Origin of the sequence: Mesorhizobium sp. CA15 (assembly GCF_020165215.1) — a bacterium.
Classification (GTDB): domain Bacteria; phylum Pseudomonadota; class Alphaproteobacteria; order Rhizobiales; family Rhizobiaceae; genus Mesorhizobium.
The window spans coordinates 115,120-129,562 of record NZ_JAIUHQ010000001.1 but is presented as its reverse complement, the minus strand read 5'-3'; the positions used below and the strand labels follow the sequence as shown (position 1 = coordinate 129,562).

Annotated in this window: 16 protein-coding genes; 8 read left to right on the top strand and 8 right to left on the bottom strand. The window is 63.7% G+C overall.

Features of this window, described 5'->3' with window-relative positions:
* Positions 1–31 precede the first annotated feature (31 nt).
* The 6 genes from metG to LB515_RS00680 all read left to right on the top strand — a co-directional run bounded on the left by metG (position 32) and on the right by LB515_RS00680 (position 5,981).
* Positions 32–1,582, top strand: coding sequence for a methionine--tRNA ligase (gene metG / locus LB515_RS00705; RefSeq protein ID WP_224706452.1), 1,551 nt, complete (start codon positions 32–34; stop codon positions 1,580–1,582).
* Positions 1,582–2,376: a TatD family hydrolase gene (locus tag LB515_RS00700; protein WP_224628245.1), complete on the top strand. Its 795-nt coding sequence runs from the start codon at positions 1,582–1,584 to the stop codon at positions 2,374–2,376. The genes metG and LB515_RS00700 overlap by 1 nt, the downstream gene beginning before the upstream one ends.
* Before the next feature lie 3 nt (positions 2,377–2,379).
* Positions 2,380–3,201 (top strand): MBL fold metallo-hydrolase, encoded by an 822-nt coding sequence (locus LB515_RS00695; protein WP_224706451.1) that lies wholly within the window; start codon positions 2,380–2,382, stop codon positions 3,199–3,201.
* A 340-nt stretch (positions 3,202–3,541) separates the two neighbouring features.
* Positions 3,542–4,384: an alpha/beta fold hydrolase gene (locus tag LB515_RS00690; RefSeq protein ID WP_224706450.1), complete on the top strand. Its 843-nt coding sequence runs from the start codon at positions 3,542–3,544 to the stop codon at positions 4,382–4,384.
* Between the two features lie 153 nt (positions 4,385–4,537).
* Entirely contained in the window at positions 4,538–5,053 is a 516-nt protein-coding gene (locus LB515_RS00685; RefSeq protein WP_224706449.1) for a class I SAM-dependent methyltransferase, read from the top strand.
* 13 nt (positions 5,054–5,066) lie between these two features.
* Positions 5,067–5,981, top strand: coding sequence for an agmatinase (locus LB515_RS00680; protein ID WP_224706448.1), 915 nt, complete (start codon positions 5,067–5,069; stop codon positions 5,979–5,981).
* 16 nt (positions 5,982–5,997) lie between these two features.
* On the opposite strand, the gene LB515_RS00675 is transcribed toward LB515_RS00680, so the two are convergent.
* The 5 genes from LB515_RS00675 to LB515_RS00655 form a co-directional block, all read right to left on the bottom strand.
* The gene (locus LB515_RS00675; RefSeq protein WP_318012599.1) at positions 5,998–6,357 is read right to left on the bottom strand and encodes a hypothetical protein; all 360 of its coding nucleotides are present in this window, start codon (positions 6,355–6,357) and stop codon (positions 5,998–6,000) included.
* A 54-nt stretch (positions 6,358–6,411) separates the two neighbouring features.
* Complete coding sequence (locus LB515_RS00670; protein WP_224706446.1) at positions 6,412–7,287, bottom strand: aldose 1-epimerase family protein; 876 nt, start codon at positions 7,285–7,287, stop codon at positions 6,412–6,414.
* Positions 7,288–7,466: 179 nt separating this feature from the next.
* A complete protein-coding gene (locus LB515_RS00665; RefSeq protein WP_095765448.1) occupies positions 7,467–8,183 on the bottom strand; it encodes a Bax inhibitor-1/YccA family protein in 717 nt (238 codons plus the stop codon).
* A 36-nt stretch (positions 8,184–8,219) separates the two neighbouring features.
* Positions 8,220–8,993: an anti-sigma factor family protein gene (locus tag LB515_RS00660; RefSeq protein ID WP_224706445.1), complete on the bottom strand. Its 774-nt coding sequence runs from the start codon at positions 8,991–8,993 to the stop codon at positions 8,220–8,222.
* Positions 8,990–9,523: a sigma-70 family RNA polymerase sigma factor gene (locus LB515_RS00655; protein ID WP_411969119.1), complete on the bottom strand. Its 534-nt coding sequence runs from the start codon at positions 9,521–9,523 to the stop codon at positions 8,990–8,992. Before LB515_RS00655 ends, LB515_RS00660 begins: the two co-directional genes overlap by 4 nt.
* A gap of 133 nt (positions 9,524–9,656) precedes the next feature.
* Between LB515_RS00655 and LB515_RS00650 the strand changes: the two genes are divergently transcribed.
* The gene (locus LB515_RS00650; protein ID WP_224706443.1) at positions 9,657–10,841 is read left to right on the top strand and encodes an aromatic amino acid transaminase; all 1,185 of its coding nucleotides are present in this window, start codon (positions 9,657–9,659) and stop codon (positions 10,839–10,841) included.
* A gap of 70 nt (positions 10,842–10,911) precedes the next feature.
* A complete protein-coding gene (gene mazG, locus LB515_RS00645; protein WP_224638901.1) occupies positions 10,912–11,736 on the top strand; it encodes a nucleoside triphosphate pyrophosphohydrolase in 825 nt (274 codons plus the stop codon).
* A gap of 8 nt (positions 11,737–11,744) precedes the next feature.
* On the opposite strand, the gene hflX is transcribed toward mazG, so the two are convergent.
* The 3 genes from hflX to LB515_RS00630 all read right to left on the bottom strand — a co-directional run bounded on the left by hflX (position 11,745) and on the right by LB515_RS00630 (position 14,383).
* Positions 11,745–13,130 (bottom strand): GTPase HflX, encoded by a 1,386-nt coding sequence (gene hflX / locus LB515_RS00640; RefSeq protein ID WP_224706442.1) that lies wholly within the window; start codon positions 13,128–13,130, stop codon positions 11,745–11,747.
* Positions 13,131–13,376, bottom strand: coding sequence for an RNA chaperone Hfq (gene hfq / locus LB515_RS00635; RefSeq protein WP_006202172.1), 246 nt, complete (start codon positions 13,374–13,376; stop codon positions 13,131–13,133).
* 143 nt (positions 13,377–13,519) lie between these two features.
* On the bottom strand, positions 13,520–14,383 hold the full coding sequence (locus tag LB515_RS00630) for a D-amino-acid transaminase (protein WP_140843390.1): 864 nt from the start codon (positions 14,381–14,383) through the stop codon (positions 13,520–13,522).
* Positions 14,384–14,443: the final 60 nt, after the last annotated feature.

Below are 14,443 nucleotides of genomic sequence, written 5' to 3'. Positions count from 1 at the left end.
CTCACATTCAGACATTCATGACGGTTCATTCATGTCACGCGACACATTCTACATCACGACCGCGATCTCCTACCCGAACGGCAAGCCGCATATCGGCCATGCCTATGAGCTGATTGCCACCGACGCGCTTGCCCGCTTCCAGCGCCTCGACGGCAGGCAAGTCTTCTTCCTGACCGGCACCGACGAACACGGCATCAAGATGCTGCAGACGGCCCGCAAGGAAGACATCACGGCGCGCGAGCTCGCCGACCGCAACTCGGCCGAGTTCAGGCGCATGGCCACCGCGCTCAACGCTTCCAACGACGATTTCATCCGCACCACCGAGGAGCGGCATTACGCGTCCTCGCAAGCGATCTGGAAGGCGATGGCCGCCAATGGCGACATCTACAAGGGCGGCTATGCCGGTTGGTATTCGGTGCGCGACGAGGCCTATTACGGCGAGGAGGAGACCGAGGTTCGCCCCGACAATGTCCGCTACGGGCCGCAGGGAACGCCGGTGGAATGGGTCGAGGAAGAAAGCTATTTCTTCCGGCTGTCGGCCTACCAGGACAGGCTGATTGCGCTTTACGAGAGCCAGCCCGATTTCATCGGTCCGGCCGAGCGCCGCAACGAAGTGATGAGCTTCGTCAAATCGGGGCTGAAGGATCTGTCGGTCTCGCGCACCACTTTCGACTGGGGCGTGCCGGTGCCGGGCGACGAAAAGCACGTGATGTATGTATGGGTCGACGCCTTGACCAATTACATCACCGGCGTCGGCTATCCCAATGAAAACGATGAGAAATGGCGGTTTTGGCCTGCCGATGCGCACATCATCGGCAAGGACATCGTGCGCTTCCACGCCGTCTATTGGCCGGCCTTCCTGATGTCGGCGGGAATCCCGTTGCCGAAGCGCGTCTTCGGCCATGGCTTTCTGTTCAACCGGGGCGAGAAGATGTCGAAGTCGGTCGGCAACGTCATCGACCCGTTCACCATGGTCGAGCACTACGGTGTCGACCAGGTGCGCTATTTCTTCCTGCGCGAGGTGCCGTTCGGCCAGGACGGCAATTACAGCCATGAGGCGATCGTCAACCGCACCAATGCCGATCTTGCCAACGGCCTCGGCAATCTGGCGCAGCGCTCGCTGTCGATGATTGCCAAGAACTGCGGCGGCAAGGTGCCGGCGCGCGGCGACCTTACCGAGGCCGACACGGCGATCCTCGACGAGGCGGTCGAAGCGCTGGCCGTTTCTCGTCGGGCGATGGCGGAGCAGGGCATCCATCTGGCGCTGGCGGCGATCTTCGGCGTTGTTGCCGAAGCCGACCGCTATTTCGCCTCTCAGGAGCCGTGGGCGCTGCGCAAGACCAATCCGGAGCGCATGGAAACCGTGCTGTGGACGACGGCCGAGCTGGTGCGCCGGGTGACGCTGCTTTGCCAGCCTTTCATTCCCGGATCGGCGGCCAAGCTGCTCGACCTGTTGGCCGTGCCCGCTGACAGCCGCGCTTTCGAGCACGTCCATGCCAACCACGCGCTGGAGCCAGGCACTGCCTTGCCGGCGCCGGAGGGCGTATTTCCGCGCTATGTCGAGCAGGATGGCAATAGCTGATGCTGGTCGACAGCCATTGCCATCTCGACTTCCCGGACTTCGCCGAGGAGCGGACGGCTGTCGTCGCCCGCGCTCTCGCCGCCGGAATCGGCCGCATGGTGACGATCTCGACGCGGGTTAAGCGATTTCAGCAGGTCCTTGAAATTGCTGAATCTTTCAATGAGGTCTATTGCTCGGTCGGCACCCATCCGCACAATGCGGCGGAAGAGCTCGACGTCACCACTGACGAGCTGGTGCGGCTTTCCGGCCATCCCAAGGTGGTGGCGATCGGCGAGGCCGGGCTCGATTATTACTATGACAAGGCGCCGCGCGATGCGCAGGCGCAAGGCTTTCGCACCCATATCGCGGCCGCGCGCCGCACCGGCCTGCCGCTGGTCATCCATGCACGCGATGCCGACGACGACATGGCGTCGATCCTCGAGGACGAAACAGGGAAGGGCGCCTTCCCCTTTATCCTGCACTGTTTTTCGTCCGGACGCAGGCTGGCTGAAGTCGGCGTGGCGCTGGGCGGCTATGTCTCCTTCTCCGGCATTCTAACCTTCAAGAACTCCGCCGAACTGCGCGCCATCGCCGCCGATGTGCCGCGCCACCGGTTGCTGGTCGAGACCGACGCGCCCTACCTTGCGCCGGTCCCGCATCGCGGCAAACGCAACGAGCCGGCCTATGTGGCGAACACGGCCAAGGTGCTCGCCGAGACCATCGGCGTCAGCGAGGCCGAGATCGCCGATATCACCACCGGGAACTTCTTCAGGCTGTTCACCAAGATGCCGCGTCCCGAAACGGCTGCGGGCTGAGGCATGAGCGACCGGCTGCGCTTTACCGTTCTTGGCTGCGGCTCATCGCCCGGCACGCCGCGCATCACCGGTGATTGGGGCAATTGCGACCCCAAGAACCCGAAGAACCGGCGCATGCGCACGGCCGCGCTGGTCGAGCGGATTGCCGCCAACGGCGCGCGCACCACGGTCGTCATCGACACCGGGCCGGATTTCCGCGAGCAGATGCTGCTGGCCTCCGTCAAGCGCATCGATGCGGTCGTCTACACACATCCGCATGCCGACCACATCCACGGCATCGACGATCTGCGCGGCTATGTGCTCGAGCAACGCCATCGTATCGACATCCATGCCGACGAGCCGACCATGCTGCGGCTGCGCCAGGCGTTCGGCTATTGCTTCGAGACGCCGCCAGGCAGTTCCTATCCGCCGATCGTCAAGGCGCACATCATCGATCACGCCAGGCCGGTCGTGATCGAAGGCGAGGGGGGTCCCCTCACCCTCGAGCCGCTGCCGCAGTTCCATGGCGACATCATCTCACTCGGCTTCCGCATCGGCGGGCTTGCCTATTGCCCTGATATCAGCGGCTTCCCGGACGCCACCATTGAGCGTTTGCGCGGCCTCGACACGCTGGTCATTGATGCGCTGCAGTACAACACCCATCCCAGTCATCTGTCGCTTGGCCAGGCGCTGGAGTGGATCGAAAAGCTGACGCCGAGGAACGCCCTGCTGACCCATATGCATGTGCCGCTCGACTACGCCGTCGTGATGGCCGAGACGCCGGAGCACGTGGTGCCGGCCTATGACGGCATGGCGATCGAAATTCCTTACGAGTCAGAGCGGTAGCGACAGCTGTTCAGTCGGCGCCACAGTTCGTCCGTCGAAAGCTTCCGCTGCGATCTCGAAGTCGAAGCGCTGCTGCGGCGTTTGTTGCCGGCAGCGAAAGCCGCAGCAATTCCTGGACGTGCCCGCCATGCCTCAGTTCCATAATCTATCTTATGCGACTTTCCGATATGGCAACGGAGATGCCGACAGCGTGATGTCACACAGCCCTGCTCGCCAGCCGCACGGAGCTGTTGGGCATTGATGAGTACGAACAGGAGTCGTCCCTCATTGCGGCAGCGAGTGCTCGGAACTCAACCGCCGAACCTCGCGTTGGCCTGGTGAGCGGTTTGAGGACCTTTGCATGCTTTCACGGCTTGAGTTGGCGAGCGGCACGGAATTGTCTTTCCTTACGGCTGGAGAGCCCTCCAAACCGGCTCTTCTGCTTCTTCACGGTTTTCCGAGTTCCTCCAGGACCTTTCGCCACGTCATTCCCGCATTGTCAAAGGTGGCTTATGTGGTTGCTCCCGACATGCCTGGGTTCGGCATGTCCGATGCTTTGCCCGAGCCGTCCTTTGATGGTTTTGCCGATGTGATCTCGGAGTTGCTCAGCCACCTCTCGGTCGGGCCGCGCTACATCTACCTTCATGACTTTGGCGCGCCGGTCGGGCTGCGGATAGCCATGCGGGCTCCCGATGCGGTGTTGGGCTTGATCATCCAGAACGCCAACGCGCATCGGAGCGGAATGGGGCCATCCTGGAAGGCGACGCAGGACTTTTGGGCCAATCCGAACCCAGACAACGAAGCGAAAGCCACCGCGCATCTGACCTTCGAGGGCACGCGAGACCAGTATGTGGCAAGTGTTCCCGACGATGTGGCCGCACAAATTCCGGACGAGAACTGGGAGGAAGACTGGCGCGTGATGCAGCGACCCGGAGGCATGGAGACGCAGCGCGCGCTCATTGCGGACTATGGCAATTACGTCGCTCGCTTCGACGCGATTGCCGACTATCTGCGGCGCAGGCAGCCACGCGCCCTGATGCTGTGGGGCCGGCATGACGCGTTCTTCGACCTGACAGAGACGCTGTCATGGATGCAGGCCCTGCCGAGGATGGAAGCACATATTCTCGACGGGCCTCATTTCCTGCTGGAAACGCATGCCAACCAAGCTGCGTCGTTGATGGTCGACTTCCTGCAACGGCAATAGAACAGTCCTTGAGGTCTGGCCGACCAGAACGCGGCCGACCCTGAGGACTACATTGTCCGGCATCAAAGTTCTGGCTGCTGCCCTGTCAGTCCATTTCCGCTCGGCGTCGTCTCTCGCTTGCCTGGCGCAGGCCAGGTTGGATAATTTATTTTCATGGCTGCCGGAATCTCAGATCGGATATCCGCCTTCGTCGAAGCGCTTCCATTGAAGCCGGGACTTCGCGTTCTGGAGATCGGATGCGGTCCCGGCGTTGCCGCTCGCGATGTCGCTCGCCGCATCGACGGCGGCTTCATTCTGGCCATCGACCGCTCGGAGAAGGCAATCCGATTGGCGCGGGCGCGATCGGCTGATGAGATGGCTTGGGGCTGCCTCGATTTCAGGCATGCGGCAATCGAAGACTTCGCATTGAATGCTGACGAGGCTCTTTTTGACATCGCCTTCGCCATGCGGGTCGGCGCGCTCGACGGGCGTCACCCCGAGGCCAACCGTGCGGCCCTGACGCGGATCAAGGCGGCGCTGCAGCCGCATGGCAGGCTTTTCATCGACGGCGGCGATCCGCTGAAAGAGATTGATTTGGTGCGTGGCTTGATGTTGTGCGAGGTGCCGCAAAACTCCAGGCCGAAGCAATTACCTGCCCCAAGCTGCCATAGCGCCGCGGCGCAACAATGAAAGCCTCCAGAAAATGACCGCTTCGCCTTCCTTTCTCGGCTTTCCCGATCGCCTCGCCGACGGGCGCATGCCGCGAGCCGTGATCTTCGGGGCGGGTCATGGAAGCACCTATCGCGGCCAGGACAGCAGCGGCCATGCCTCGGCCGCCGGCGCCATCCGAGCCGCAAGCCAAGATGACATTCCGCTGGTGGAGCACTGGGATTTCGACCTCGGCGGCCCGCTGTTCCATGGCGGACCGGTCTGCTGCATCGATAGCGGCGACATCGCGACCACCATGCATGACAACGCCGGCAACCGGGCCCGTATCGAGGCGAAGACGCGCGAGGTGCTGGTACTGCCGGCGGTGCCGATCCTGCTTGGCGGCGACGATTCCGTCGTCATTCCGTTCCTGGCCGGCTTTGCTGATCACGGGCCAATCTGGATCCTGCAGATCGACGCCCATATCGACTGGCGCGACGAGGTGCATGGCGAACGCTACGGCTATTCGAGCCCGATGCGGCGGGCGAGCGAGATGCTGCATGTTGCCGGCATCGTGCAGGTCGGGCTGCGCAGCGTCGGCAGCGCCCACCTCGCCGAAATCGAAGCGGCGCGGCGCTACGGCAGCCGCTTCGTAACCGCGCGCGAGGTACATGCCCTGGGCGTGGAAGCTGCTCTCAAGCATATACCTGACGGAGCGCGGGTTGTCGTCACCCTTGACTGCGATGGCCTCGATCCCGGCATCATGCCGGGCGTGGCCGCGCGCACGCCCGGCGGCCTCACCTACACGCAGGCGATCGACCTGATCGCAGGCCTCGGCAAGCGGGCGAGGATTGCGGGATTCGACCTTGTCGAGCTTTATCCTCCCGCCGACATTGACGGTCTGTCGGCCATCACCGCGTCGCGTCTTGTTGTCAACGCGATCGGCGCCATTGTCCGGCAGACCGGCTGAGATCCGATCGGGTGGTCTAGAAAAAGCTGTTCAGAAACGCCGCCGTCACGTCCGAGATGCCGACGATCTTGTTGGTCGCCTGGTGGTAGAATTTGAAGTTGAGCTCGGTCTCGGGCCGGCCGTCCTTCCAATCCTTGAAGCGCTTGAGCTCATTGCGACCCAAATGTCTCGTCGCCAAGGCGGTGCGGCGGACGGCAACGTTGAGGCGCGGCGTCTGCCGTTCGAGATCGGGGCGTCTCGGGGTGGCCTCGGAGGACGTCACGATGCCGCGCGCGACAAGCCCCTGCCCGCCTTCGTTCTCGCTGGCGAACAGGAAGATGACGTCGCCCTCGGCGATGCGCTTGCCGCCATACATGGTTTTCTGGGCGGCGAACACGAATCTCTCCGCCGCTGGGTCCTGGATTTGGGTCTTGATGGCGCATGCCATGCCCTACGGTTCCCGGCTGAGGCCGATCCGGTAACTCAGCACGCGCCGGCCGGCCGGCTCGATCAGCATGACGCCCGGCTTGTCGGCGAATTCGCCGTCGAAATTGATGGCGCTGGCGATGCCGTGCCAGGGCTCGATGCACAGGAAGGGCGCGCCGCCGGGCTTGGACCAGATGCCCAGCTCATTGAATCCCTGCCACGACATCTCGATCGCCGGCCCGCGGCCGGCGGCGTAGCGCACGCTCTTGCTCACCGGCTTGTCGAGGATGACGGCATCGTCGTCGAACAGTCTTTCGGATAGCGGCAGCGTCCTGCCCTCGATGGGCGTCGGCTGCGGCGCCGGCAACAACAGGCCGTCCTTCAGGCGGCGGATCGGCGCCGGCTCATTTTCGGCGAAGGTCACCCGATAGGCTTCCTTCGGCAGCTCCGGGAGCAGCGGCCAGTTGAACGCCGGATGCGCGCCGATCGAGGCCGGCAGAGGCTCGTCGCCGGTATTGGCGATCTCGAAGGTCACGCCGAGTTGCCGTGGTTTCAACTCGTAGCTGATGGCGAGACGAAAGGCGAAGGGATAGTGCGTTCGCGTCTCGGCGTCGTCCGTCAGGACCAATGTGCAGGAGGCCGGCCCCTGCTCCGCCCAGGCAAAGCGCCGGTCGCGGGCAAAGCCGTGCTGCGTCATCGGATAGATTTGCCCGCGATGCCGCAGCTGATCGCCTTTGAGCCGGCCGACGATTGGGAACAGCACGGGCGAATGACGACGCCAGGCGGGGCCTGCCTGCCACAGAAGCTCGGTGCCTTCGCCATCGCACAGCGAGACCAGTTCGGCCCCCTGCCCGACGATGGTCGCCGAAATGCCGTCAGCGTGAAGCGTCAGCTGGTCCATTGCGTCCTCGCGGCTGGCAGGTTTGGCCGGCAGGCTAGCAAAAGGCCGCGCGTGAACTCAAGCGCGGCAGACAGATCGCCCCTTGGTCGTCAACGCTTGGTGCGCAGTCGACAAAAAAGTGGCCGGAGGTTTCCCTCCGGCCGTGGCGAGGTCAGCAGTGTTGCCTGCTGCGGTCCGGCCTATTCGCGCTCTCCGGTGAAATTCAGCAGCAGCTGGAAGATGTTGATGAAGTTCAGATAGAGCGAGAAGGCGCCGAAGACGGCAAGCTTCTGCTGCGATTCCGCATCGAAGTTCTCGGCATATTGCTCCTTGATCGTCTGCGTGTCCCAGGCGGTCAGGCCGATGAAGACGGCGATGCCGATCACCGAGATGGCGAACTGCAGCGCGGTCGAGCCGAGGAACAGGTTGACCAGGCTGGCGATGACCACGCCGATCAGGCCCATAATCAGGAAGGACGAGAACTGCGTCAGGTCGCGCCTGGTCGTGTAGCCGTAGAGGCTGGTGGCGCCGAACATCGTGGCGGCGATGAAGAAGGTGCGCGCGATGCTGGTCGAGGTGAAGACCAGGAACACCGAGGCGAGCGACAGGCCCATGACGGCGCAGAACGCCCAGAACATCGCCTGCGCGCTCGCGGCCGACATGGTCTGCATCCTGAACGAGAACAGCATGACGAAGGCGAGCGGCGCCAGCATCACCACCCATTTCAGCGGGCTGGAGAAGATCGGTACGTAAAGCGCCGGCGTCGAGGCCACGAAGAAGGCGACGAGGCCGGTAACGACGAGACCGAGGCCCATATAATTGTAGACGCGCAGCATGTGCTTGCGCAGGCCCTCGTCATAGACGGCTCCGGCCTGGACGCCGGTGCCCATTCGGTATCCCAGATTGGGGCTGTTCATTCGGTTTCTCCTTGGTTCTCGGTAGAGGGTTTGTTTTCAGTAGAGAGTTCTGGCAAGTTTCTCGGCGGCACGGTCAAGGCTGCCGGCGTCGCCGCGTCCGACCACCGCATAGGCGACCTCGCCGATCTGGAAATACGCGGTTGAGATGTCGTCGGAGGGCGCGATCGTCGGCTTCACCACATCGAACCTGCCCGGCCTGATGGCGAACAACGAGACAAGACCGAGGTCCTTGGTCTCGACCGCTACCTCGACGCTCGGCCCGAATTGCGAGGGATAGACCTGGACGTCGCGAATCTTCCAGTCGTCAGGCAGCGACGGCATGACGATCGCGGTGGCGGCGCGAATCTCGTCGGGATCGTAGCCCGGAGCCTCTTGCTGCGACGGCATCGTCTCGCGCACCAAGGTCGTCCTGTGCGCCCGGACCGCATCCTCGACATAGGCCGGCGGCTGCGTCGAGGCGACCACCTTGGTCACGGCGATCGGCCCGAAGGCGCCGTTGGCAAGCCAGCCTGCCGCGACCAGGACGGCCGCGGCCGCCGCACGCTGCAGCACGGCAAGCATGCGTCCCCTGGCAAGGCCTCTTTCCAGCCGGCGCGCCGCTTCTGTCGTGGCCGGACGCGCCCTGCCGACAGGGCCGGCAAGCGCGACGCGCAGCTCGTCGCGCGTCCTCAGATCGGACATCACGCGCGCGGCCACTTCCGGGCGCGCGGCGAGGTGCGCCTCGACCTCGATGCGGCGGGCGACATCCAGTTGATCGTCGACATAGGCGTCGAGATCGGCATCGGTCACGGGGTCGACAATAGCAGTCATTGATCGTCTCCCACGATCCTGAGATGAGGCCTGGCTTTCGGCGCCGCGCCCTCTTCCATCTCGCGCAACGCGGCACGCGCGCGGCCGATGCGCGACATCAGCGTTCCGAGCGGCACGCCGATGATTTCGGCGGCCTGCTGATAGGAAAGCCCTTCGATGGCGACGAGGTGCAGCGCGGAGCGCTGTTCCTCCGGCAGCGAAAGAAACGCTTCCCGGACCTGCGACAGGCGCACCGAATGGTCCTGCGGGGCCGGCACGCTCTGGTCGGCGACAAGGCCCGCCTGTTCGATGCGCGCCGCCTCGGAGCGGCGCGAGCGCATGCGGTCGATGAAGATGTTGTGCACGATCGCCAGCAGCCAGGCGCGCAGATTGCCGCTTGACCGAAAGGTCGCGCGGCGCTCATAGGCACGCACCAGAGCGTCATGGACGAGATCCTCGGCCTCAGTGCTGTCGCGCGTCAGCGAGCGCGCATAGCGCCGCAGCGAACCCAACTGCCCGACGATATTGAAGCGTGCCATCGACCGTTTCATGCCCTGTTTACGGAGCATGTAGGGGTTTTAATCCCCTGCCCGGCATTTCTTTTCGTGTCGCCGCCACAGCGGAAACCGCTGGCGCGACGGGATCGATTTGCGTATCACTCCGCCGCCATTGGAGTCCTTTTCGATGTTCGAGACCCTGCAGCCCGCGCCGGCCGACAAAATCCTTGCCCTGATCGGCCTCTATCGCAACGATCCACGGCCCGGCAAAGTCGACCTCGGCGTCGGCGTCTACAAGGACATCGACGGCAAGACGCCGGTGATGCGCGCCGTGGGCGAGGCCGAGAAGCGGCTGCTGGCGAGCCAGGACACCAAAACCTATCTCGGCCTTGCCGGCGACACCGGCTTCAACGCCGCCATGATCAAGCTCGCCTTTGGCGAGAGGGCCGACCATTCGCGTATCCGCGCGGCACAGGCGCCGGGCGGATCGGGCGCGCTCAGGCTGGTGGCCGAGCTTGTGCAGCGCACGCGCCCCGGCGCGACGGTTTGGCTGTCCGATCCGACCTGGCCGAACCATCTGCCGGTGATGCGCGCCGCTGGTCTGCAGGTTCGCGACTATCCCTATTTCGATGCCGCATCGGGCGCTGTCCGCTTCGACGAGATGCTGGCGGCGCTAAAAGTTGCCAACAGCGGCGATGTCGTGCTCCTGCATGGCTGCTGTCACAACCCGACCGGCGCCAATCTCGATATCGCGCAGTGGGCCAAGGTCGCCGACGTGCTGCTGGATCGCGGCTTGCTGCCTTTCGTCGACATTGCCTATCAGGGTTTTGGCGAAGGCCTCGATGCCGACGCCGCCGGCCTGCGGCTGCTTGCCGGCAAGGTGCCGGAAATGGTCGTCGCCTCGAGCTGCTCGAAGAATTTTGCCGTATATCGCGACCGCGTGGGCGCGGCGATGATCATGGCCAAGGATGGCGCCCAGGCCGACGTGGCGATGAGCCAGATGCTGGCGGCCGCGCGCGCGCTTTATTCGATGCCGCCGGATCACGGCGCGGCGGCGGTGCGCATGGTGCTCGAAGACGCCGCCCTGAGGAAGGACTGGGAGACGGAGCTCGAGGAGATGCGGCTGCGCATGCTCAGGCTGCGCGTCGCTTTTGCCGAGGCGTTGCGCCGGCAGTCCAATTCCGACCGCTTCGATTTCGTCGCCAGCCATCGTGGCATGTTTTCGAGGCTTGGGTTGACCGAGGCGCAGGTCGAACGCCTGCGTGCCGAGCACGGCGTCTATATGGTCGGCGACAGCCGCATCAACGTGGCCGGCCTGCCGGAGGACGGCATGGACGATCTCGCCAAGGCGATCGTCTCGGTGCTCGACTGAGGCTGTGGACAACTCGTTTCGGTGTCCGGCCAGGATTGGTCGGACGCTGGCCGCGGGATAGGCTCAAATCATGAAGCCCTCCAAGGACATTTCCCGGCTGATCGAGATCATGGCGGCGCTGCGGGCGCCGAAGACCGGCTGCCCTTGGGATATCGAGCAGAATTTCGCTACCATCGCGCCCTACACGATCGAGGAAGCCTATGAAGTGGCCGATGCGATCGCGCGCGGCGATCTCGACGATCTGCGCGAGGAACTGGGCGACCTGCTGCTGCAGGTCGTCTATCACGCGCAGATGGCTGAGGAGATCGGCGAGTTCGCTTTCGGCGATGTCGTCGAGGCCATCACCACCAAGATGATCCGCCGCCATCCGCACGTCTTCGGCGACGAGAAGGCGCGCAGCGCTGGCATGGCCAAGGGCATGTGGGAGAAGATCAAGGCGGTTGAAAAAACCGAGAAGCGCGATGCCCGCATCGCCCGTGGTCTCGACCCGGAGGATCACGGCAGGGGCTATCTCGACAGCGTGCCGGTCGCGCTCCCTGCCCTGACGCGTGCCCTGAAACTGCAGGAAAAGGCGGCACGCGTCGGCTTCGACTGGAGCGAGGCAGCTCCCATCCTCGACAAGATAGAGGAAGAGATCGGGGAATTGCGCGAGGCGCTCGCCACCGGTGACGCGGCTCCCATCAAGGACGAGTTCGGCGACATGCTGTTTGCTATCGTCAATCTCGGCCGCCACCTCAAGCTCGATTCCGAAGCCGCGCTCAGCGGTACCAACGAAAAGTTCCGTTCGCGCTTCCATTATGTCGAGCAGGCTCTGGAGGCCTCGGGCAAGTCGCTGGAGAAGGCAACGCTCGACGAGATGGAAGCGCTCTGGCAGCAGGCCAAAAGCACCAAATAAACAGCCGGTTAGCTGCCGCTCCTGCGATGCAGGCGGTTCTCTATCTCTTGCCTGGCGCTGTGCGTGGCTGTCAGCGAGAGCGTGACGCTGCCGTCTTCATTGTCGGTGCGCGAAATGACGTCGCCGTTGCGGTAGAGCCAGTCGACCTGGCCAAGCTGGGCGGGGCTCAACGTCACCGTCATCCTTTCCAGCTCGCCCGACACGCGCGTCTCGATGAGCGCTTTCAGCGCGTCGATTCCTTCGCCGGTGACGGCCGATATAGAGATCGGCGGCGCCTTGCCGCTGGCGCTCTCGGCAAGCAGTCGCTCGCGATTGCCTTCGTCGAGCAGGTCGACCTTGTTCCAGACCTCGATCACGCGGTTCGCATCGGCAGCGTCGACGCCGAGATCGCCGAGGATGCGTTCGACGTCCTCGGCCTGGGCGGCGGTGTCCGGATCGGAGATGTCGCGCAGATGCAGCACCAGATCCGCCTCGACGACTTCTTCCAGCGTTGCCCGGAAGGCCGCCACCAGATGCGTCGGCAGGTCGGAAATAAAACCCACCGTGTCCGACAGGATAACCGGCGTGCCGTGCGGTAGCCGCACGCGCCGCAGCGTCGGATCGAGCGTTGCGAACAGCATGTCCTCGGCCAGCACCCCTGCTCCGGTCAGCCGGTTGAACAGCGTCGACTTGCCGGCATTGGTGTAGCCGACGATCGCCACTACCGGGAACGGCACCTTCTTGCGCTTGGCGCGGTGCAGGTCGCGCGTGCGCCGAACCGTCTCCAGCTCGTGCTTCAGCTTGGTGATCTTGTCCTGCAGGATGCGCCTGTCGGATTCGATCTGGGTTTCGCCCGGACCGCCGAGGAAGCCGGCGCCGCCGCGCTGCCGCTCGAGGTGGGTCCAGCTTCGCACCAGACGACCCTTCTGGTAGTTAAGATGCGCAAGCTCGACCTGCAGCGTGCCTTCCTTGGTGCGCGCCCGCTCGCCGAAGATCTCGAGGATGAGCCCGGTGCGATCGAGCACCTTGGCGTTCAGTTCCTTTTCGAGATTGCGCTGCTGTACCGGCGTCAGCGGATGGTCGACGATGACCAGCTCCGCCTTGCGCTCCTTCACGATTTCAGCAAATTCAGCAACCTTGCCGCTGCCGAGCAGCGTGGCCGGCCGCGGATCGGCAACCGTCACCACCGCGGTGTGAACCGGGTTGAGGTCAATGGCGCTGGCAAGTCCGACCGCTTCGTCGTGGCGTGCATCCGCCGAACGGCTCAGGCGCGGACGGCTCGACTCATCGTCGCGCGGCTGGCGGGTAAGCACCGGCACAATGACCACTGCGCGGGTCGGATCCTTGGATTCCGGCCCGAGTTGATGTCCTTGTTTTCCGCGAACGCTGCGGTCCGCGTCCTTATCACGTGCCAATCAGGCGCCCTGGCTTTCCTCGCCATCGAACATCTGAACCGGCTGGCTCGGCATGATCGTGGAAATAGCGTGCTTGTAGACGAGCTGGGAGTGCCCGTCGCGCCGCAACAACACACAAAAATTGTCGAACGAAGTGACGACGCCAGTCAGCTTCACACCGTTGATGAGGAAGATGGTAAGTGGATTTTTGCTCTTGCGAACTGAATTCAGGAACAGGTCCTGAAGGTTTTGCGATCGTTCCGCCATTTTTCTTGTCTTTCGCCGATCCCCTTCGGTTTACGGGCCAATGCGCCAAATTACGAGGCACCTGTCAAGCGCGCAAACCCCCTCTTGCCGACACAATGGCAAGCAGAATGAGATAGTTGAGGTTACTTCCAGTTGTGCGGTTATCAGGCTGGACTTTTTTCCGCAACGTGAAAAAAGGCCTGCCGCAACGAAAGTGTCATCGAACCGGGATGGCCATTTGCGATCGGCGCCCCGTCGATTTCGACGACCGGCATGGCGATTGTGGTCGCCGAACTGATGAATGCTTCCCTTGCCGCCTTGGCTTCGGCGACCGAAAACCCGCGTTCCTCGATCTTGAGGCCAAGCTTGGCGGCGACATCGAAAAGCGTCGTGCGGGTGATGCCGCGCAGGATGCCGTGCTCGGCCGGCCGGGTCACGAGGACGCCGTCCCGGGTGACGATCCAGGCGTTGGACGAGCCGCCTTCCTTGACGTTGCCGTCGGTGTCGACGAACCACGCTTCCTGCGCGCCGGCTTCCTTGGCCTTCTGCTTGGCGAGCACATTAGGCAAGAGGCCGGTGCTCTTGATGTCGACGCGGTCCCAGCGATTCTCCGGGACGGTGATGACCTTGATGCCGGTCTCCACCCGCTTCGCGCTCGCGGCCGGATCGGCTTTCCTGGCGGTTATGACCAGGGAAGGCCTTGTGCCCGCGGGCGGAAACACGAACTCGCGGCTGGCGACGCCGCGCGTCACCTGCACATAGACAAGGCCGTCGACCACGCCGTTGCGATTGACCACCTCGCGCAGCAGCATCGGCAAGACGCTTTCCGAGACTGGCCAGGCGATCGACAGTTCCTTCAGCGAGCGCTTGAGCCTGGCAAGGTGGCGCGGCATGTCGACGATATGGCCGCGCGCCACTTCGCAAACCTCATAGACGCCGTCCGCGAACTGGTAGCCGCGATCCTCGATATGGACGCTGGCTTGAGCATGGACGACATAGCGCCCGTTGACATAGGCAATGCGCGGCATGGGCATCCTCAGGGAAAATGTCCGGCTTTCTTAGGCGATTCCGCCCCTGCCGTAACGAAC